Below are 19872 nucleotides of genomic sequence, written 5' to 3'. Positions count from 1 at the left end.
GGCCGCTCAGGCGTGCCACACCCCCGCCGCCGCCCGGGCGGCGACCGGCTCCTCGCCCAGGGCCGTGTCCAGATCGGCCCACAGGTCCTCGACGTCCTCCAACCCCACCGACATCCGCAGCAGCCGGTCACTGACGCCGGCGCCCCGGCGGTCGTCCGCGTCCACGATGCGGTGGCTGATCGACGCCGGGTGCTGGATGAGGGTGTCGACGCTGCCGAGGCTTACGGCGGGGGTGATCAGACGGACGCCGGCGATGACCTCGTGGGGGTCGCCGTGCACCTCGAAGGCGACCATCGCGCCACCTACGGCCGGATAGTGGACGCGGGCGACGCGCGGGTCGGCGGCAAGCCGCCGGACCAGCTCGGCCGCGTTCGCGGACGCCGCCCGCACCCGCACGGGCAGCGTCGACAGTCCGCGCAGCAGCAGATAGCCGGCGAGCGGATGCAGCACCCCGCCCGTCGCGAACCGCACCTGCCGCAGCCGTCCCGCGAACTCCTCGTCGCAGGCGACGACTCCGGCGAGCACGTCGCCGTGGCCACCGAGGTACTTGGTGGCGCTGTGCAGCACCAGTCGCGCGCCCTGTTCGACGGGGCGCTGCAGGACCGGCGTGGCGAAGGTGTTGTCGACGAGCAGCGGCACCGAACCGCAGGCGTGCGCGGCGGCCCGTAGGTCCACCTCCGCGAGGGTCGGGTTCGCCGGGGACTCGACGAGGACGAGGCCGGTGTCGGGGCGCAGGGCGTCCGCGATGCCGGCGGGGTCGGTCCAGGTGACCTCCGAGCCGAGGAGCCCGGCGGTCAGGAGGTGGTCGCTGCAGCCGTACAGGGGCCGTACGGCGACGACGTGGCGCAGGCCGAGGGAGGCCCGTACGAGCAGGACCGCGCTCAGCGCGGCCATGCCGCTGGCGAAGGCGATGGCGGACTCGGTGCCTTCGAGCCGGGCGAGGGCGGTCTCGAAGCGCGCGACGGTCGGGTTGCCCAGCCGGGCGTAGACCGGCGGGCCGTCCGGTTCGGCGCCGGTGGTGGCGAAGGCGTCGATGCGGGCGGCCTCGGCCCGGCTGTCGTACGAGGGGTACGTGGTGGACAGGTCGATGGGCGGGGCGTGCAGGCCCTGCCGGGCGAGATCGTCCCGCCCGGCGTGCACGGCTTCGGTCGCGAACCGCCTGGCCGGGCCCCCGGCCGACGCCGTCCGCCCGGTGTCTCCTGTGGCAGTGTCCACGCTGTCCAGCGCTCTCATCTCCATGTCCGCAGGGTGAACACCGAACGGGTCGCAGGGGGCGGAACCCGTGCTACGTTCGGCCGGTGGCCGAATCTGTCGTACTGGATCCGGTGGACCTCGATCTGCTGCGGCTGTTGCAGAACGACGCCCGGACGACCTACCGCGATCTCGCCGCCCAGGTGGGCGTGGCACCGTCGACGTGCCTGGACCGGGTGACCCGGCTCCGCCGCGCGGGCGTGATCCTCGGGCATCAGCTGCGGCTGGATCCGGCCAAGTTGGGGCGCGGTCTGCAGGCCCTGCTGTCCGTGCAGGTCAGACCGCACCGACGGGAGCTGGTGCGACCGTTCGTCGAACGGATCCGGGCGCTGCCGGAGTCGCTGACCGTCTTCCACCTCACCGGTCCCGACGACTACCTCGTGCACGTCGCCGTCGCGGACATGGCGGACCTGCAGCGGCTGGTGCTGGACGAGTTCACGGCCCACCGCGAAGTCGCACGCGTCGAGACACGGTTGATATTCCAGCGGTGGGACTGCGGGCCGCTGCTGCCGCCTTCGCCCTCGGCACAATCAGGGTGACGCACAGTGGCCCCTCGTACGAGGATGGCCCCCATGTCAGACACCAAGAGCCCACTTCCCCGAAAGGTCGCCGACGCCTACGTCGACGAGCTCATCGCCCTCGACCCGGTCACCGGTACGTATCTCGGCGTGCAGGAGAGTTCCGGCCGCCTGCCGGATCTGTCGCCCGCGGGCCAGGAAGCGCGCGCCGAGCTGGCGCGGGCGACCCTCGCGAAGCTCGACGAGGCCGAGCGCGCGCCCGGCGCGGACAGTGACATCGAGCGCCGTTGTGCGCGCCTGCTGCGGGAGCGGCTCACCGCCGAGCTCGCCGTGCACGAGGCCGACGAGGGCCTGCGCTCGGTCGGCAACCTGGGGACGATCGTGCACCCGGTGCGCGAGGTGTTCACCGTGACCCCGGCCGACACGGAGGAGGACTGGGCGGCGATCGCGCACCGGCTGCGCGCGGTGCCGGCCGCGCTGGCGGGCTACCGCGAGTCCCTCGCGCTGGGCCTGGAACGCAAGCTGTACGCGGGCCCGCGCCCGACGGCCACCCTCATCGAGCAGCTCGGTGAGTGGGCCGACACGGACGGCGGCGGACGCGGCTGGTTCGAGGACTTCGCCTCGGCCGGTCCCGACGCGCTGCGCGCCGAGCTGGACGAGGCCGCCCGCGGCGCCACCGCGGCCGTGGTGGAGCTGCGCGACTGGATGCGCGACGTGTACGCGCCGACCGTCGAGGGCGCGCCGGCCACGGTGGGCCGGGAGCGGTACGCCCGCTGGTCGCGCTACTTCAACGGCACCGACCTCGACCTGGACGAGGCCTACGCCTACGGCTGGTCGGAGTTCCACCGCATCCTCGGCGAGATGAAGCAGGAGGCCGAGAAGATCCTCCCGGGCGCCCGGACGCCCTGGGAGGCGCTCGCCCACCTCGACGAGCACGGCACGCACATCGAGGGCGTGGACGAGGTCAGGGAATGGCTCCAGGGCCTGATGGACCAGGCGATCCAGGAGCTGGACGGCACGCACTTCGAACTCGCCGAGCGGGTACGCAAGGTGGAGTCCCGTATCGCCCCGCCCGGCAGCGCCGCCGCGCCGTACTACACGCCCCCCTCGGAGGACTTCTCCCGTCCGGGCCGCACCTGGCTCCCGACGATGGGGCAGACCCGGTTCCCTGTCTACGACCTGGTGTCGACCTGGTACCACGAGGGTGTCCCGGGCCATCACCTCCAGCTCGCGCAGTGGGCGCACGTCGCCGATGACCTCTCCCGCTACCAGGCCACCATCGGCGGCGTCAGCGCCAACGCCGAGGGCTGGGCGCTCTACGCGGAGCGGCTGATGGACGAGCTGGGCTTCCTCACCGACGCGGAGCAGCGCCTCGGCTACCTCGACGCGCAGATGATGCGGGCCACCCGCGTCATCGTCGACATCGGCATGCACCTGGAGCTGGAGATCCCGGCGGACTCGCCGTTCCGTCCCGGGGAGCGCTGGACGCCCGAGCTGGCGCAGGAGTTCTTCGGCGCGCACAGCAGCCGCCCGGCGGACTTCGTGGAGAGCGAGCTGACCCGCTACCTGACGATCCCCGGCCAGGCGATCGGCTACAAGCTGGGCGAACGCGCCTGGCTGCTGGGCCGGGAGAAGGCGCGGGAGCGGCACGGCGAGGCGTTCGACCTCAAGGCCTGGCACATGGCCGCCCTCTCCCAGGGGTCCCTGGGGCTGGACGACCTGGTGGACGAGCTGTCCCGGCTCTGAGGCCCGCGGGGCGGACAGTCGCGTCAGCGCCGGAAGCCGCCCTCGGAGTTGATCACCTGGCCCGTGATCCAGTCCGCCTCGTCCGTGGCGAGCCACGCGATGAGGCGGGCCGGGTCGTCGGGCATGCCCCACCGTCCGGCGGGGAAGCGCGCGGCGACGGCGTCGTAGACCTCGCCGGTCAGGTAGTCCGTGTCCACGGGCCCCGGGTTGACGGTGTTCACCGTGACCGCCTGCTCGGCGAGCGTCGTCGCCAGCGAGCGGGTGACGGAGGCGAGGGCGCCCTTCTGGAGGGCGTAGGCGATCTCGTCGGGCATACCGCCCGCGATGTCCTGTCCTGAGGTCATCATCAGCACGCGCCCGCCGGGGGTTCGCGCGGGTAGTTCCCGCCGCAGCCGCGCGTAGGCCTGGACCAGCAGCACGACCGACCGTGTGTCGACCGCCCAGTGCGCGTCGAGCATGTCGGCGTCGATCGCGTCGAGCGGCCCGTCGGATCCGCTGCGGGCGTGGTTGGCGACGAGGATGTCCAACCGTCCGCCGAGCGCCCCGGCGGCGGTGGCGATCAGTTCGGCGGGCGCGGCCGGACCAGCGAGGTCACCGGGCCCGGCCGCGACCCGCGCTTCGGGGTCGCCCGCCGCCGCGCGCACGGAGTCGACGACGTCCTCGATCCGGTCGGCGCCCCAGGGCAGCGCGGCGTCGTGCGGCACGTGGTGATGCAGGTAGACGCTTGCGCCGTGGGCGGCGAGCCGCCGGGCGACGGCATGTCCGATGCCGCCGCGTCGGCTGGCCCCGGTGACCAGGGCACTGCGGCCGCGCAGGGGCAGGGGGTCGCGGCGGAGGTCTTCGGGGGAAGGAGGGGGGAGGAGCGGCATGGTCGACCATGATGCGCGACGGCCACCCGGGACGCACCCGGATTTCGCCACCAGGGTGGCCCCAGGGCGCTCAGCAGCCGCAGTCGCCCGCCGGCGCGGTCAGCGCGTCGGCGTCCTGGCGTTCGGGGCCCTGCCACGTCTCGTACGCGAAGCCCTCCCGGACCCAGTACTCGAAGCCGCCCAGCATCTCCTTGACCTGGTAGCCCAGTTCGGCGAGAGCCAGCGCGGCACGGGTCGCCCCGTTGCATCCGGGGCCCCAGCAATACGTCACCAGCGGCACCGACTTGTCGAGGAGCTGCCCGGCCTGGCCGAGGATCAGCGCGGTCGGAAGGTGGACGGCGCCGGGGATGTGACCCTGGTCCCACGACTCCGTCGAGCGGGAGTCCACGAGCACGAACCCGGGATCGCCGTCGGCCGCGAGCGCGGCGGCCACGTCGGAGACGTCGGCGTGGAAGGCGAGACTCGCGCGGAAGTGGGCGGCCGCCGCGGCCGGGCGGCGGGGGCGACGCGCAGGACGGGGTTGCCGGCGGTCGTGGTGTGGCTCATCGGCAGGGCCTTTCCGAAGCGTGGCGGTGCGGGCCGGGCGGGGCGGGCCCGCCGGTGCGTGCTCGATCTGCCTGAAATGTACGTCCTGTCGTCCCGTTCCCTGAAGGAGAGTTTCCCGGCGTACCCCTTGATCGGCCGGGGATCGCCCTGCTATCCATCGCGGATGACCGCGTTTTCCCCGGACGCCACCGACTGGCGCATCCTCGAAGTCCTCCAGCGTGAGGGCCGTGCCAGTTTCGCCGAGCTGGCGCGGGCCGTCTCGATGTCCGCGAGCGCGGTGACCGAGCGGGTACGGCGGCTGGAGGAGGCGGGCGTCATCCAGGGGTACGCCGCCGTCGTGGACCCCGACCGGCTGGGGCTGCCGATCCTGGCGTTCGTCCGGCTGCGTTATCCGACCGGCAACTACAAGCCGTTCCACGACCTCGTCGCCGCGACCCCGGAGATCCTGGAGGCGCACCACGTGACGGGCGACGACTGTTTCGTCATCAAGGTCGCCGCCCGCTCCATGCGCCACCTGGAGGAGGTGTCGGGCAGGATCGGGGCGCTGGGCTCGGTGACGACGAGCGTCGTCTACTCGTCGCCGCTGCCGAGGCGTCCCCTCGGTCGGTGAGTCCGGCTCAGTCCGTGCCCCGCTGCCGGAGCACCGACCCCGACCTCCCCTTGACGACCTCCAACTGCGCGTGCACGCGCCGCCACAGATCGGCCACGTGGCTCACGATCCCGACGCTGCGGTCCCGCTCGCGCAGGGAGTCGAGCACATCCAGCACCTCGTCCAGCGTCTGGTCGTCGAGGCTGCCGAAGCCCTCGTCGATGAAGAGGGTGTCCAGTCGCACACCGCCCGCCTCGTCGGTGACGACGTCCGCGAGGCCGAGGGCGAGCGCCAGCGAGGCGAAGAAGGTCTCGCCGCCCGACAGTGTCGCCGTGTCCCGCTCCCGTCCGGTCCATGCGTCGACGACGTGCAGGCCGAGGCCGCTGCGCCCGCGTCCGGAGCGGTCGTCGGAGTGGACGAGGGTGTAGCGGCCGGACGACATCCGTTGCAGCCGCGCGGTCGCGGCGGCGGCCACCTGTTCCAGGCGGGCCGCGAGCACGTACGACTCCAGGCGCATCCGGCGTTCGTTCTCGGCGGAGGTGCCGGCCGTGAGAGCGGCGATCCGCGCCACCCGGTCGTACTCCTGACGCAGGGGCGCGAGCCGTCGTACCCCGGCTGCGGCCCGCGCGGAGAGCCGGTCGAGTGCGGCGCAGCGGCGCTCGGCGTCGTCGCGGGCGGAGGCCGCGTCGCGCACCCGCCGGTCGGCGGCCGCGGCGGCCTCCTCGGCCGCGGTGAGGTCGGCGGGCGGCCGTCGGGCGGCCTGCGCGGTGTCGCTCTCGGCGAGTACCGCGCGCACGGCGGCCTCCTCGGCCTGCCGGGCGTCGAACCGCCGTTGCAGCTCGCGGTGCGTGTCGGCGTCCAGCAGCGCGGCGGACGCGGCCCGCGGGGTGTCGAACCCGGCGCGGTAGGCGGCGTCGGCGAGCCGGGCGTCGCTGTCCTTGAGACGCCGGGCGGCGTCCTCGGCGTGCCGTACGGCCTCGGCGGCCGCGGTGAGCCGCGCGGTCAGGCCCTCCAGTTCGGCCGCGCGTGCGGCGACGCTGCCCGCCGAGCCCCGCGCCTGCGCCAGTTCCCCTTCCAGCGAGACCCGTTCGCGGTCGAGGGCGTCGCGGCGCGCCAGCCGGGACGCCGTCCTCAGCTCGGCCTCCCGGCGCGCGGCTGTCCTGCGCTCGTGCTCCTGCTCGGCGCGGCGCAGTTCCTCGCGCTCGGCGTGCAGCGCGGACGCCTCGCGCCGGGCCTGCGTGTGCTGCCGTTCCAGCGTCTCGGCCTCTTCGGCGAGCCGGTCGGTCGGAGTGTCGCCCGCCTCGGCGGTCGCGGCGGCGAGGGCCTCGCGGGCGACGCCCAGCCGCCGTTCGTCCTCGGCGTGCACCTCCTCCGCCCGCCGGGAGGCGGCGAGTGCCCGCTCCTCCGCCGCCCGGTCGACGTGCCCGGCCACCTTCCGTGCCGGGGCGGGGTGTTCGGTGGCTCCGCAGACGGCGCAGGCCTCGCCTTCCCTCAGGCCCGCGGCCAGTTCGGCGGCGATGCCGCTCAGGCGCTGCTCCTTGAGGTCGAGCCAATGGGTACGTGCCGTGAGGGCGCGTCGCCCCGAGGCGAGGGCCTGTTCCTGGGCCCGCTCGGTGTCGGAGGCGAGCTGGTCACGCATCCGTGCGGCACCCAGCCGCCTCTGCACCGGTTCGCGGCGCACGGCGAGTTGCTCGGCCCGGGAGGCCGCCTCCTGGGCGGCGTCGACACGGCCCTGGTGGTCCGCCCGGGTCGCCTCCCATCCGGCGAGCCAGGTCTCGGCCTCGTGCAGCAGGTCCGCGTCGGCGCGCTCCTCCCGGTCGAGCTCGGTGCGCTCCGCGCGGACGTCGGCCAGCCGCCGCTCCGCCCGGCGGGCGGAGTCGAGCCCGCCCAGTTCCTCGGCGGTGCGGCGCGCGGCGGCGGCGAGCCCGGTGGCGCCCTCGTCCGCGAATCCCTCCGGCAGCGCGGCACGCGCGCGGGACTCGGCCGCGGCGGCGGCGCGGTGCTCGACCTCGGCCGACTCCCGCAGTTCGAGCGCGGGCGCGACCGCTTCCGCCTTGCGGCCACGCTCCATGCGCCGCTGGTCGGTCCGGTGCGCCTCGTCCCGTTCGGCCAGCAGCCGGGCCCGCTCCCGGGCGTCCGCGAACCTCCGCTGCAGACGCGCCACTTCGCGTACGTCGTCCAGGGCGCCGGCGGTAGTGGCCCGAGCGGACTCGGCCGCGACTAGACGGCACCGGGCGGCCGTCAGCCGTTCCCTGGCGGTGCTCCGGGCCACCGCGGCAGCCGTCAGCACAGCCTCGGCCAGGCCCGGGTCGCCGGGTGCCAGCTCGGGAAGTTCCATGGCGCCGTCCGCCGCCTGCTGCATGCGGTGGGCGTCGGCGAGCAGTGCGGCGTCGCCCTCGCGCACCTGCGCCTCGGCCGCCCGCCGGCGTTCGGCGAGCCGCTTCTCGACCTCGGCGAAGCGGTGGGTGTCGAAGAGGCGGCCCAGCAGGCGCCCGCGGGCCTCGGCGTCGGCGCGCAGGAACCGCGCGAAGTCGCCCTGCGGCAGCAGGACCACCTGGCAGAACTGCTCCCGGCTCATCCCCAGGAGCTGAGTGATCTCCTCGCCGATCTCCTGGTGGGAGCGGCTGAGGTCCTTCCAGGAGCCGGCCCCGTGCTCGCGCAGCCATGTCTGGGCCTTGTCGAGCGTGGTGCCCGCGCCGCGCTTCTTGGGACGCTCCCAGGGAGGCTGCCGGGTGATCTCCAGGCGGCGTCCGGCGACGGTCAGTTCGAGCGTCACCGACGTGCGTGTGCCGGGCTCCGCGTGATCGCTGCGCAGGGCGGTGCCCTGACCGCTCTGCCGGGCGCCCGGCACCGAGCCGTACAGGGCGTAGCAGACGGCGTCCAGGACGGAGGTCTTGCCCGCCCCGGTCGGCCCGTGCAGCAGGAACAGGCCCGCGGCGGACAGCGCGTCGAAGTCGACGCGCTGCGTCCCGCCGAAGGGGCCGAAGGCGGTGATGTCGAGACGGTGCAGCCTCACCGGGCCACCTCCCGCAAAGTCAGGTCGGCACGGACGGCGTCGAACGCGTCCCGCAGCACGGCCTGTTCGTGCCCGTCGGGTCCCGCGCCGCGCACATGCGCCACGAAGTCCTCGGCGATCTGCTGGTCGCTGCGGTCCGCGAGGCGCCCGGCGTACGACGTCGCGGGCTCGTCGGGGGCCCGCTCGGGGGCGAAGACCAGGCCGAGGGTGTGCGGGAAGCGCTCGGTGAGGCGGGCCATGGGGTCGGACGGCCGGACCGGGTCGGTGAGCGTCGCCTCGACCCAGGCCTGCTCGTGCCGGGCGAGCGCCGGGTCGGCGAGCAGTTCCTCCAGGCGGCCGGCGATCCGGGCGAGCGGCCGTGGCACCGGGCAGTCGACGCGCTCCGCGGTGACGGCGCCCGTCGCGTCGAGGTCGACGAGCCACATGCTCTTGCGGTGCCCGGCCTCCGAGAAGGAGTAGGCCAGCGGGGAACCGGAGTACCGCACGCGCGCGGTGATGGTCTGGCAGCCGTGCAGATGCCCCAGCGCGACGTAGTCCACGCCGTCGAAGACACCGCAGGGCACGGCGGCCACCCCGCCGACGGTGATGTCCCGCTCGCTGTCGCTGGCCTCCCCGCCGGTGACGAAGGCGTGCGCGAGGACGACGGACCGGGTGCCGGGCGCGCGTGCGGCGAGGTCGGCACGGACCCGGTCCATCGCGGCGGCGAGCACCGTCTCGTGGCCGGCCTTCTCCACCGCGAACTCGTCCTTCACCAGGGCGGGTTCGAGATACGGCAGCCCGTAGAAGGCCACGTCGCCGAACGCGTCCCGCAGCACCACCGGGGTGCCGGAGGCCGCCGGGTCGGTACGCAGATGGACGCCCGCGCGTCCGATCAGTCCGGCGCCCACCCCGAGACGGCGGGCGGAGTCGTGGTTGCCCGAGATCATCACCGTCGGCACCCCGAGGCCGGCGAGCCGGTGCAGGGCGTCGTCGAACAGCTCGACCGCGGCCAGCGGCGGCACCGCCCGGTCGTACACGTCTCCCGACACGACCACGGCGTCGACGGCGTGCTCGCGCACGGTCGCGACGAGGTGGTCGATGAACTCGGCCTGGGCGCCGAGCATGCTCACCCGGTGGAACGACCGCCCGAGATGCCAGTCGGAAGTGTGCAGCAGTCTCATGATCCCCGAGACTAACGGCCGGGTCCGACAGCACGGGCGGTTACTCCTGTATCGCCCGTCATGACCGGCTCCACCCCTGTCCGTTACGGGCATTTGACCCGCGTTTACTACGGAAAGCGTGTGAACTAGGCGTCGCCGTACGCCTCTCCGCCCAGCGTGCAGTCCGCGGTCCCCGCGGTCGCGTCCGCGAGCCAGGACCGGAAGGCGTCCACGTCGGCGTCGGGAAGCCCGACCTCGATCGTGACCGCCTCCCCGTAGCGCACGTCCCGCACATCGCGTCCGGTGGCGCGCAGGTCGTTCTGGAGCTTGCCCGCGCGCTGGTGGTCGACGGTCACCGTGACCAGCCGGAAGCGGCGTCTGGTGAGGGTGCCGAGGTCGTCGAGGGCCTCGCCGACCGCGCCTCCGTACGCGCGGATGAGGCCGCCCGCGCCGAGCTTGACCCCGCCGTAGTAGCGGGTGACGACGGCGACGACGTACCGCATGTCGCGGCGCAGCAGCATCTGGAGCATGGGGACACCGGCGGTGCCGCCCGGTTCGCCGTCGTCGCTCGCCTTCTGGATCGCGGCGTCGGCGCCGATGACGTAGGCCCAGCAGTTGTGCGTGGCGTCGGCGTGCTCCTTGCGCACGGCGGCGACGAAGTCCTGCGCCTCCTGCTCGGTGGCGGCCGGGGCGAGGGCGCACAGGAAGCGCGAGCGGTTGACCTCGGTCTCGTGCACGCCCGTGCGGGCGACCGTGCGGTACTCGTCCTGCATCCGGCCAGCCTATGCGCTGCACGCGCGCGCCTCCGCCACGGGCGAGGCGCGCTCCGGCGCCTGCTACTTCCTTCCCCGCGGCACCAGCATCTCCGTCAGCAGCGCCGCCCCGGGCCGCAGGGCGTCCCAGCCGCTGCCGTGCGCGGCCAGCACGGCGACCGCCGAGGTGGGGAACTTCACCCGTACCCGGTCCAGCGTGTCACCGACGGCGTCCCCGGCGAGCGCGAGGACCAGCTCCTCCAGGCCGGGGTTGTGTCCGACGAGGAGCAGCGTCTCCACCTCCGGGGAGACCGCGTGCACCGCGGCGAGCAGCTCGGGCACCTCGGCGCCGTAGAGCGCGTGGTCGTAGCGCACCGGCGCGGGGGTGGCCCACTGGGCCGACGCCAGCTGCCAGGTCTGACGGGCGCGCACGGCGGTGGAGCACAGGGCGAGGTCGGGCAGGCAGTCGCTCTCGGCGAGCACGCGACCGGCGGCGGGCGCGTCCCGGCGCCCCCGGGGCGCGAGCGGCCGCTCGTGGTCGGCGACGTCCGGCGGCCGGGCGGACTTGGCGTGCCGCAGCACGACCAGTCGGCGCAGCGGGCCGCCTCCCGCGCGCGGGATCATGCGGGCGCTCCCAGGTCACGGGTCAGTTCCAGCCCGAGCAGCCGGTCGGCGTAGGCGTACGTCTCGAAGCGTGCGCCGTCCGGCAGGTCGGGGTCGCTCCGCACGTCCCGCAGGACGCGGAGCACCGAGGGCACGTCCAGGTCGTCCTCCCAGGCGGCACGGAGCCGTCCGCGTACCTCCTCGGGGACCGGCCGCGACGGGCGCCGCGCCCAGTCGGCGACGGCCCGGCGCCAGCGGGCGAGCGTGTCGCGTGCCTCGTCGAGGGCCCGGGTGTCCACGCGCGCGGGATCGCCGCGGCGCCGGGAGAGCAGCGCCAGACGCAGCGCCGTGGGATCGTCCCAGGGCGGCGTTCCCGCGGCGTCGCGAACGGGCGCCACCGCGACGCACACCCCGTCCGGGCGCACCCCGCCCTCCCCCACCACATGGATGACCTGCCGCTCCCCGAGCCCCGCCCCGGCGTCGTGGCGGTCCTCGAACGGACGGACCCCGAGGTCGGCGCCGGCCGCCCTGAGTTCCGCGAGGTCGCGCTCCCCGGACAGCAGCCCCCAGACCGGCGTGCCGCCCAGCTCCAGGGCGCGGACCAGCACGTCCGCGACGACCAGGACACGCAGGGCGGTGGGATCGAGGGCGGGGGCGTGGGCCTCGACACACGTCAGCCCCCGCCGGGTCAGGGAGGCGTCGACGGGTTGTCCGGTCCTGGCGTCGATGAGGCGCAGCACGCCAGAGAGCCTAGGCGCGCCGACGGTCGTTCGCACGACGCGCGTTCCGGCCGCATCGGCAGGCCGCCTGCGGGAGACGGGAAGTACGACGGCCGTCCGTGCCCGGGAATCCTGGCGCGGGCTCGTCCGTTGCAGTACGTGACGACGAGGCGACCTGGCCGAAGGAGGCCCCTGGTGTACGGCGACGACGCGACGGTCCGCAGGATTCTCACCGAGCTCGGCGACACCTGGGCGGTGGTGGGCCTGTCGTCGAACCGGTCCCGGCCGGCGTACGGCGTGGCCGAGGTGCTCCAGCGGTTCGGCAAGCGGATCGTGCCGGTGCACCCCAAGGCGGAGACGGTGCACGGCGAGCAGGGCTACGCCTCCCTCGCCGACATCCCCTTCGACGTGGACGTGGTCGACGTGTTCCTCAACGCCGACCTGGCGGGCGCCGTCGCCGACGAGGCGGTCGCCAAGGGAGCGAAGGCGGTCTGGTTCCAGCTCGGTGTCGTCGACGAGGCGGCCTACGACCGCACCCGTGCCGCGGGGCTCGACATGGTGATGGACCGCTGCCCGGCGATCGAGATCAGCGCGCTGCGCTGAAGCCGTCGTGGCGTCTTCCTTCGGGCGCCGCCGCGTCTGAGGCGCTCGCGGCGGCCCCGAGGTCCCGGGCCCGGCCGGCCCCGCACCGACGGTCGGCCGACGTCCACCGGATTCACTGCCCACGCGCCTCCCCGGCCACGGAGTCACCGCCGAGGACCTCCTCGTTCTCGGCGCTGTCCCCGTCCTCCGGGAGGTCGCCATGCGCTGCCTCCGCCTCCTGAGCGGCGTCGCTGCCGTCGCCGTGCTCCTGCTGCCGCTTCCTCTGGGCGAGTTCCTTGGCCATCCTCGCGGAGTACAGCCGCATCTCCGCCTCTGTCCGGTGCTCGAACACTTCTGTCCCCACATCACTCGGCGGCGATCGCCGCGCCTTCCCGGGCTTCCCGCACGTTCAAAGGTGATGACCGGACACCCGGGACTTCTGTGACACGGGCTACGCCGGCCCGGGCGTGCTCGGCATCGGCGCCGGAACCGGTCGGGTCACGTTCATGGGCTTGATGGAATCGCGACCTGGTCGAGCTCCCTCCCGCCCAGTGCCGCACGAGGAATCGGCGAACCGCCGACTTCCGGATTCACCGCATTGCCCCAGAGGGAGATTCGCCCCCTCGTTCATGTCACATGTCACGAACAGGGCCGCTTCCTTGTCCCCATCATGACACCGCGAAAATCTCCGAGAGGAATGCACGATGAAGGTCGTAGTGATCGGTGGCACCGGACTCATCGGCTCGAAGGTGGTGGAGAAGCTGACCGCGCACGGGCACGAGGCGGTCGCGGCCGCGCCCAACACAGGGGTCAACACCCTGACCGGCGAAGGACTGGCCGAGGTACTGAAGGGCGCTTCGGTCGTGATCGACGTCTCCAACTCGCCGTCGTTCGAGGACAGCGCGGCCATGAACTTCTTCCGCGTCTCCACGAGCAACCTCCTCAAGGCCGAGGCCGAGGCCGGCGTCACCCATCACGTCGCGCTGTCCGTGGTCGGCACGGACCGCCTTCAGGCGAGCGGCTACTTCCGGGCCAAGCAGGCCCAGGAGGAGCTGATCGAGGACAGCGGCATCCCGTACTCCATCGTCCACGCCACCCAGTTCTTCGAGTTCATGAAGGGGATCGCGGACATGTCGACCGAGGGCGACACCGTACGTCTGTCCCCGGCGAAGATCCGCCCCATCTGGTCGGACGACGTGGCCACGGCAGTCTGCCGCACCTCGGTCGGCACTCCCCTCAACGCCATGGTGGAGGTCGCGGGGCCCGACACCTTCCAGCTCGACGAGCTCATCCGGCGGGGGCTCGCCGCCAAGAACGACCCCCGCACGGTCGTCACGGACCCGCACGCGCCGTACTCCGGTGCCGAACTGGAGACGAACACGCTCCTCCCGGGTCCGGACGCGCAGATCGCATCCACCAGGTTCACCGACTGGCTTGCGCAGCAGAAGTAGGACAGCGAAAGGTCCCCTGCTCTCGGGCAGGGGACCTTTTTCTTTGGGGTCTTCTCCGGAGGGACGTTCGCCATGCTTCAGGAATGCTCGCCGAGTTCGAGGGAATGCTCGAACTCGGCGGCTCCGTCCCATCCGGTCCCCCGGATATGCGCCGGCCTCAGGGAAGCGGTTCGTCCTTCATCACGGCCGCGTGTTCGCAGACCAGCGCGATCACGAGGGCGGTGGTGCGGTCGAGGAAGCTGCGGCCATCGGGCAGCATGCCCTCGGGGCTGATGTAGCTGTGCGGCCCCAGGTGCGTGGCAGGATCAAGACGGTGCACGGTGAGCTTCCCGGCCCGCCGGGCGCGGTTCCATCCGCTGCTGCGGAACAGGCGCCAGCGCTGCGGGAAGATCCACCTGCCGAGGCGCTCGATCCGGTCACTCGCGCTGGTGAGTTGATGCACATGCTCAGCGTGCGTGAGGTCGTTGGCACCGTTGTGGAACCCACCGAGGGTGATGACCACGACCGGGCCACGTACCTGGGCGTGCAGCTCCTCCACCGCGCCCGTGGCGACCTGGGCTCCGCCGCTGTAACTGAGCAGCACCACGGGAACACCGCTGCCGATCCCGTACCCGGCGAGTCGCAGCTGCGTGGCGATCTGGTGGCCGACAGCCCTGTTGTACAGGGGGCGGTACCGGTGATCGGCGGCGACGAAGACCTGCATCACGTTGTGCAGGAACAGCAGCAGGCCGATGTGCCGGCGCAGCCACGCCCACACCGGCCGGTCGGCCAGCGGGTCGGCCAGCGGAGAGTAGGGCTGCACCTGGCCCAGTACCCGCAGTCGGGGGGCTGCGGCGAGCACGGCACGTACCAGCTGGCCGCCGTCCCGGGTGTCGCGCACGCGCCGCTTCCCGATGCCGTCCAGGTACACCAGGTAGGCGTCCGGCGGCAGGTCGGGATCCGCGCCCCGGGCGTAGGGAACGCCCGCCGGGAGCTGGGACAGCGGCCTGCGCAGGCCGGCGCCGTAGACCATCACCTCGTGACTCGACAGCAGGGCCTCGGCGAGCAGGACAGGCCCGACGGCGATCACCCAGATCAGCAGCGTGTTCATGCGACCTGCTCCAGTGCACGGGGCGTGCTGATCTTCACGACCAGACGCCGAACGGTCTCCACGGCGGCACCTAGCCCGAACCCGGCGAGTGCCACGCACCCGGCGGCACTCCACCAGCCGATCCCGGCCGCCGAGGCCAGAGGATCGGTGAGAGCGGCCCCCACCGCCACGAAGAGCAGCAGATGCAGCAGAGGGCCGAGCATCGGGAACGCGAGGACGGCGGACAGCAGCAGCGGCGCCATCAGGCCTGGGGTCCACTCCAGGCCCCCGCCGGGCAGCGCGGACGACACCACCAGCTCCGCGAGGTTCCACGCTGTCAGTGGCCACAGCGCGAACACGGCGCCCTCGACGAGGCCCGCGGCCAGGAGCGACCCGGCCACGAGGCTTCGCGGCATGCCGGGCCTGCGCGCCAGCAGGGGCAGGATGCGCCCGACGGCCTCGGACAGCCCCGCGAGCAGCAGAAGAACGACGACGACACCCGACACGGTCAGCCTCGCCGCGACGGATCGACGTGAACCGGGTGGCGGTACGGACCGGCGACGTCCATGTGCCGTTCCAGTGCGTCGGCGGCCCGCTGATATCCACCGGCCTTGCGCTGAGCGGCCTTCAGGATCGTCGCCGCCTTCTTGAATCCCGGTTCGCGCAGCAGTCGTCGGGCCATGGCGCCCACCGAGCTCGGGGTGACGTCCGGCGTACGCATCGACAGGCCGGCACCGAGTTCGACGACGCGACGGGCCACCATCGGCTGGTCGGCACCCTGGGGGACCAACAGCAGGGGGACTCCGGCATATAGGGCTTCGTTGACGCTGTTCATCCCGCCGTGGGTGACGAACAGCGCCGCTCGGGACAGCACCTCGGGTTGAGGCACGAAGCGGCACGCGAGCACGTTCGCGGGAAGGGGGCCCAGCGCGTCCGGGTCGGTCTGCCCCGTCGACACGACCACGGTGCCGCCCAGTGAGGCGAGCCCGGTGGCGAAACTGCGCAGCAGCCGCGGACCGTTGAACACCGTGCCCAGCGACGCGTACGACACCGGGCCCCGGAGCCGATCGAGCGGAAAGGAGGGGTCGACGCGACGCGCGCCGATGCTGGGGCCGACAAAGCTGTACGACTCGTCGAACTCGTCGGCGGCAGGCTGGAACTCCCGCGAGGTGTACACAAGGTTGAGCGGCTGACGAATGTTCGCCAGGTCGAGCAGGGGCAGCCCTGAGGTGTCGAAGTGCCGACGCAGTTGCCGCCGCGATCCCAGATAGGCCCGGACCGTGCGCGGCCGGGACCTGACCTCGGCCAAGAGCTCCCAGGAGCCCCGGGTGGGGCTCGGCACATGACTGTTGAACGCGAACGTGGTGAACGACGAGGCGGCCCGGATGCCGAGTTCACGCGCGGCGACCGCCCCCCAGGGACAGGCGCTGTCGTGGACGATCAGGTCGGGCCTGTCGCGCCGGAGCTCGGTGAGCAGGGCGGGCATCCGGCTCAGGGTCTTGCTCGCCAGTGCCTCCGTCCAGGCGAAGGGCGTCGGCTCGGCCGGGAAGGGCTGGTCGCCTCCGGCGTCGACGTGCACCTTCGCACCGGTGCCCGCGATCTCGTCACGGAACGCGCGGTCGGTGAAGTAGGTCACGGCGTGGCCGCGGCGGACGAGTTCGGCCGCGACCGGCAAGGTCGGGTTGATGTGTCCGTGCATGCCGATGTTGAGGAACGCGATGGTACTCACGAGCCTGCCTCCACTGTCGAAGAAGGAGCTGGGCCGCACGAGCCGGTGGATCTCGCGGACGGGTCGTCGACGCGGTACAGGCCCGCGCCGCTGATGTGCAGTCCGTCGAGGAAATCCCCTGCCGAGCGGGACGCGGTGCTGATCAGCCGCCGGGAATGACCGAAGTCCCACGGCGCGGGCCAGGTGTCGATGCCGGTCGGGAGCACGACGGTCGGGATGTGCCGGGCGACCTCGTGCAGGTCGCGTTCGATCTGGTGGTGCAGGAGCAGCAGTCCGGCGCGGGCTGCGACGGCGCCGGCACGCCGGAGCGGGTCGAGGGGACGCAGCGGTGAGCTCTCGGGCCCCGTCGCGGCCACCACGACACTGGCGGCCCCTGCCTGCAGGGCGGCCAGCACCGGGACGTAGGCGACCACTCCCCCGTCGACCAGCGTCCGGCCGTCCCTGTCGACCGGGGGCAGCACTCCTGGGATCGCCGCACTGGCGAGGAGCGCCGACTGGAGGTCCCCCGAGTCGAGGAGCACAGGAGCTCCTGTGGCGAGGTCCATGGCCACCGCGGTGAAGGGGATCGCCAACTGCTCGATCCGCGGCGGGAGTCCGGCCCGGGCGATCAGGCGCCGAAGGCCACGGTCGGTGAAGAGGCTGGCACGCGAGGGGAGATGGCCGAGCGGATACACCTCGCGACGGCGAAGCCCGCTCCAGACGTGGTCCAACCACGGTGCGGCACTCTCGGGGTGGGCGGCCGCGATGGCCCCGTTGAGGGCCCCGACGGACGTCCCGATGATCATGTCCGGCACGAATCCGCGCCGCTCCAGCGCGTATCCCATGCCCACATGCGCCGCGCCGAGCACACCACCGGCGCCCACCACCACGGCCACGGGACGTGGCAGCCCCCACGGGCCGACAGGGTCCGGATTTCCACGTATGGGCGGGGTCATCACTGCGCTCCTCAGGTCGGCAGAGTTCACGCCTGCTCTCACCCCAAGGACCGGGCGTCCGCCGAAGGTGTGACGCGCGTGGGTCACCGACCTGCCGAGGGCCGGCCCGTCGACCGGTCCGCCCAGGAATCCCGCGCGCCGGCACGGAAGTTGACCGCGCGGCAGCGAACCGGGTCCTGCGCTCCGCACCGGGTCGGCACGACGCTGTCACACATCGCCGGCCGACCCGGTCCTACACAGCGTCGGACGCGCTTCCCGCGACGCCGGCTCCGACACCGACGGGTCGAGAGATCAGGACGCCATGCCTCAGTCACCGTACGATTTCAGCGCCTGGTACCGGCCGATGGTCGCGCGCCCCGCTGATGAGGAGCACCGTTCGGCGAGCGCGCTGGAGTTGTTCTTCGATCTCTGTTTCGTGACCGCCGTCGCCCAGGCCTCGTCGGCGTTCGAGCACGAGATCGCCGCGGGCCGCACCGGACATGGTCTGCTCGGCTACGCACTCGTGTTCTTCACGATCTGGTGGGCCTGGATGAACTTCACCTGGTTCGCCTCCGCCTACGACACGAACGACGTCCTCTACCGTCTGCTGACCCTGGTCCAGATCATCGGCGTCCTGATCATGGCAGCAGGAGTCGACGAGGCCCTGGCGCACGGGGACTTCGCCATCATGACGGCGGGTTACGTCGTCATGCGGTTGTCCATGGTCGGCCAGTGGCTGCGCGCCGCGTACACGGACAAGGACCGCCGCCGCTCCGCACTGCGGTACGCCGTGGGCATCCTCGTCCTGCAGATCGGCTGGCTGGCTCGGCTGGCCCCACCGCTCGACGGCGAGTTCACCTCGTTCGTGGTCCTCGCCGGCTGCGAACTCGCGGTGCCGATATGGGCCGAACGTGCCGAGGGCACCACGTGGCACCCCCATCACATCGCCGAGCGATACGGCTTGTTCACCCTGATCGTCCTCGGCGAGTCCGTCATGGCCGCCGGCCTCGCCGTCGGCACCGCCCTCGACTCGGGCAAGGACCTGGACTCCGTCCTGCTCCTGGCGCTGGGCGGGGTGCTGACCGTCTTCGCGCTGTGGTGGCTGTACTTCGCCCAGGACGCACCGCGCCGCCTCAGGACGCAGAAGACGGCGATGCTGTGGGGCTACGGACATTTCGCCGTGTTCGCCGCTGCGGCTGCCGTGGGGGTGGCACTCACCGTCAACGTCGCCCAGGTCACCGGTGAACGTGCTCTCACCGACGTCCAAGCCGCAGCCATGTACACGGTGCCGGTCGCCCTGTTCGTCATCTGCGTGTGGCTGCTGCACCGCAAGGCTGCTCAGGCATCCGCCACGGCGGCCGCCCTTCCGCCTCTGGCAGCTCTTGCCATCCTCGGCGCCACGTTCACCACGCACGCGGTACTGAACACCGGCATCATCGCGTCGCTGCTGATCGCTGCGTCTTCGGTGATCGCCCGAGGCGAGGAACCTCCGCCCTGACCCCCGGGCGGTCGCAGCCGGAACATGTCCGGCCCACGGCCGCGACGCGTCGCATGCCCACCGCTCGCCGCCGGGAAGCAGGTCAGGAGCCCGGCCCGAGCAACGACGGCACGAGGCAGACCTGGTCTTCGGGGACCAGAACCCGCATGAGGCCGTCAAAATCCCCGGTGTCGGCCGCGACCCGGAACGCGGCGGCCAGGCGACGGGGCGGCGCGGCGGGGACCCGTCGCTCACGGCCGGACGCCAGACGAGCCTGCGCCCGGTGGACGACGACCCGCGCGTGGGAATCACTGATGCGCAGCAGCGCGGCGATGTCGGCATAGGGGTAGCCGAAGCCTTTGCGCAGCACGTAGGCGGCCAGCCGATCCGGCGTGAGCCGCGCCGTGAGGAGGGCCAGCGCGGCCTCCACGGCCAGGGCCTGCTCGGCGCTCGCTCCCGGATCCGGCGCGGACCGGTCACCCAGGTCCGCCCACTGCGGCTCGACCAACTCCTCGTGACGGTGCCGCGCGGACCGGACGACGTTGATGGCGAGCCGGGTCGTGGCCGCCACCAGGAACGCGGTCGGATTGTCGATCTTCGCGCGCTGGGTGAGCTGCCAGCGCAGCCAGACCTCCTGGACCACGTCCTCCGCTCCCGTGCCGTCGCCCAGAATGCGGTACGCGATACGGAAGAGCCGTGTGCGCTGGGCCAGGAAGGTGTCGAGGGCGATGCCCATGCCGCACTCGGCCGGTCCTCCGACCTGATGTTGGGTGGGCGGCGTCACTCCCGGGCTGGGCGCGGGCATGGCGAGCTCCTCATCGTGGACGTGCGCCCTTCGGGGGCGGTCGTTCCACCCTGACCCGGGGGCGCCGCCGCCCGCGCCCTTGTTCCCCGTGGTCAAG

The 19872-nt window shown here is 72.9% G+C and carries 19 protein-coding genes and 1 pseudogene; 6 read left to right on the top strand and 14 right to left on the bottom strand.

Annotated elements, in window-relative coordinates; genetic code table 11:
• Positions 1-6: 6 nt before the first annotated feature.
• Positions 7-1233 carry a trans-sulfuration enzyme family protein gene (locus tag ACZ7LV_RS35415; protein WP_471945476.1) on the bottom strand — a complete coding sequence of 409 codons (1227 nt, stop codon included), beginning with the start codon at positions 1231-1233 and terminating at the stop codon, positions 7-9.
• A 65-nt stretch (positions 1234-1298) separates the two neighbouring features.
• On the opposite strand from ACZ7LV_RS35415, the gene ACZ7LV_RS35410 reads away from it, so the two are divergent.
• Both ACZ7LV_RS35410 and ACZ7LV_RS35405 read left to right on the top strand, forming a co-directional pair.
• Positions 1299-1790, top strand: coding sequence for an Lrp/AsnC family transcriptional regulator (locus tag ACZ7LV_RS35410; protein ID WP_365444835.1), 492 nt, complete (start codon positions 1299-1301; stop codon positions 1788-1790).
• Between the two features lie 33 nt (positions 1791-1823).
• Positions 1824-3515 (top strand): DUF885 domain-containing protein, encoded by a 1692-nt coding sequence (locus ACZ7LV_RS35405; RefSeq protein ID WP_471945459.1) that lies wholly within the window; start codon positions 1824-1826, stop codon positions 3513-3515.
• A gap of 23 nt (positions 3516-3538) precedes the next feature.
• On the opposite strand, the gene ACZ7LV_RS35400 is transcribed toward ACZ7LV_RS35405, so the two are convergent.
• Both ACZ7LV_RS35400 and ACZ7LV_RS35395 read right to left on the bottom strand, forming a co-directional pair.
• Positions 3539-4384: an SDR family oxidoreductase gene (locus ACZ7LV_RS35400; RefSeq protein WP_471945458.1), complete on the bottom strand. Its 846-nt coding sequence runs from the start codon at positions 4382-4384 to the stop codon at positions 3539-3541.
• A 70-nt stretch (positions 4385-4454) separates the two neighbouring features.
• A pseudogene (locus ACZ7LV_RS35395) lies at positions 4455-4930 on the bottom strand (rhodanese-like domain-containing protein).
• 163 nt (positions 4931-5093) lie between these two features.
• Here ACZ7LV_RS35395 and ACZ7LV_RS35390 point away from each other — a divergent pair.
• Complete coding sequence (locus ACZ7LV_RS35390) at positions 5094-5540, top strand: Lrp/AsnC family transcriptional regulator (RefSeq protein ID WP_401672001.1); 447 nt, start codon at positions 5094-5096, stop codon at positions 5538-5540.
• Positions 5541-5547: 7 nt separating this feature from the next.
• Here ACZ7LV_RS35390 and ACZ7LV_RS35385 read toward each other — a convergent pair whose 3' ends face one another.
• From ACZ7LV_RS35385 to ACZ7LV_RS35365, 5 genes are all read right to left on the bottom strand, one after another.
• Positions 5548-8535 (bottom strand): AAA family ATPase, encoded by a 2988-nt coding sequence (locus ACZ7LV_RS35385; protein WP_471945457.1) that lies wholly within the window; start codon positions 8533-8535, stop codon positions 5548-5550.
• Positions 8532-9695: an exonuclease SbcCD subunit D gene (locus tag ACZ7LV_RS35380; RefSeq protein ID WP_471945456.1), complete on the bottom strand. Its 1164-nt coding sequence runs from the start codon at positions 9693-9695 to the stop codon at positions 8532-8534. Before ACZ7LV_RS35380 ends, ACZ7LV_RS35385 begins: the two co-directional genes overlap by 4 nt.
• Before the next feature lie 125 nt (positions 9696-9820).
• On the bottom strand, positions 9821-10447 hold the full coding sequence (locus tag ACZ7LV_RS35375) for a YigZ family protein (protein ID WP_471945455.1): 627 nt from the start codon (positions 10445-10447) through the stop codon (positions 9821-9823).
• A gap of 63 nt (positions 10448-10510) precedes the next feature.
• Positions 10511-11050 (bottom strand): SixA phosphatase family protein, encoded by a 540-nt coding sequence (locus ACZ7LV_RS35370; protein ID WP_471945454.1) that lies wholly within the window; start codon positions 11048-11050, stop codon positions 10511-10513.
• Complete coding sequence (locus ACZ7LV_RS35365; protein ID WP_471945453.1) at positions 11047-11769, bottom strand: hypothetical protein; 723 nt, start codon at positions 11767-11769, stop codon at positions 11047-11049. Before ACZ7LV_RS35365 ends, ACZ7LV_RS35370 begins: the two co-directional genes overlap by 4 nt.
• A gap of 174 nt (positions 11770-11943) precedes the next feature.
• Here ACZ7LV_RS35365 and ACZ7LV_RS35360 point away from each other — a divergent pair, with 174 nt between their 5' ends.
• Positions 11944-12351: a CoA-binding protein gene (locus ACZ7LV_RS35360; RefSeq protein WP_471945452.1), complete on the top strand. Its 408-nt coding sequence runs from the start codon at positions 11944-11946 to the stop codon at positions 12349-12351.
• 112 nt (positions 12352-12463) lie between these two features.
• Here ACZ7LV_RS35360 and ACZ7LV_RS35355 read toward each other — a convergent pair whose 3' ends face one another.
• Positions 12464-12655 (bottom strand): hypothetical protein, encoded by a 192-nt coding sequence (locus ACZ7LV_RS35355; protein WP_471945451.1) that lies wholly within the window; start codon positions 12653-12655, stop codon positions 12464-12466.
• A gap of 379 nt (positions 12656-13034) precedes the next feature.
• Between ACZ7LV_RS35355 and ACZ7LV_RS35350 the strand changes: the two genes are divergently transcribed.
• The gene (locus tag ACZ7LV_RS35350; RefSeq protein ID WP_471945450.1) at positions 13035-13781 is read left to right on the top strand and encodes an SDR family oxidoreductase; all 747 of its coding nucleotides are present in this window, start codon (positions 13035-13037) and stop codon (positions 13779-13781) included.
• A gap of 157 nt (positions 13782-13938) precedes the next feature.
• Here the strand turns inward: ACZ7LV_RS35350 and ACZ7LV_RS35345 are convergent, their stop codons facing one another.
• Genes ACZ7LV_RS35345 through ACZ7LV_RS35330 form a run of 4 tightly spaced genes read right to left on the bottom strand, consistent with a single transcriptional unit; the run spans position 13939 to position 17514 of the window.
• Positions 13939-14871, bottom strand: coding sequence for a hypothetical protein (locus ACZ7LV_RS35345; protein ID WP_471945449.1), 933 nt, complete (start codon positions 14869-14871; stop codon positions 13939-13941).
• Complete coding sequence (locus ACZ7LV_RS35340) at positions 14868-15356, bottom strand: hypothetical protein (protein WP_471945448.1); 489 nt, start codon at positions 15354-15356, stop codon at positions 14868-14870. Before ACZ7LV_RS35340 ends, ACZ7LV_RS35345 begins: the two co-directional genes overlap by 4 nt.
• 2 nt (positions 15357-15358) lie before the next feature.
• Complete coding sequence (locus tag ACZ7LV_RS35335; RefSeq protein ID WP_471945447.1) at positions 15359-16579, bottom strand: macrolide family glycosyltransferase; 1221 nt, start codon at positions 16577-16579, stop codon at positions 15359-15361.
• Entirely contained in the window at positions 16576-17514 is a 939-nt protein-coding gene (locus tag ACZ7LV_RS35330) for a patatin-like phospholipase family protein (RefSeq protein ID WP_471945446.1), read from the bottom strand. The genes ACZ7LV_RS35335 and ACZ7LV_RS35330 overlap by 4 nt, the downstream gene beginning before the upstream one ends.
• Positions 17515-17815: 301 nt before the next feature.
• On the opposite strand from ACZ7LV_RS35330, the gene ACZ7LV_RS35325 reads away from it, so the two are divergent.
• On the top strand, positions 17816-18991 hold the full coding sequence (locus ACZ7LV_RS35325) for a low temperature requirement protein A (RefSeq protein WP_471945445.1): 1176 nt from the start codon (positions 17816-17818) through the stop codon (positions 18989-18991).
• A gap of 82 nt (positions 18992-19073) precedes the next feature.
• Here the strand turns inward: ACZ7LV_RS35325 and ACZ7LV_RS35320 are convergent, their stop codons facing one another.
• A complete protein-coding gene (locus ACZ7LV_RS35320) occupies positions 19074-19775 on the bottom strand; it encodes a sigma factor (RefSeq protein ID WP_471945444.1) in 702 nt (233 codons plus the stop codon).
• Positions 19776-19872: the final 97 nt, after the last annotated feature.

Source organism: Streptomyces sp. NPDC107562 (assembly GCF_055657325.1).
Note: the sequence above shows the minus strand (reverse complement) of the source record. Positions and strands in the feature narration are given on the sequence as shown.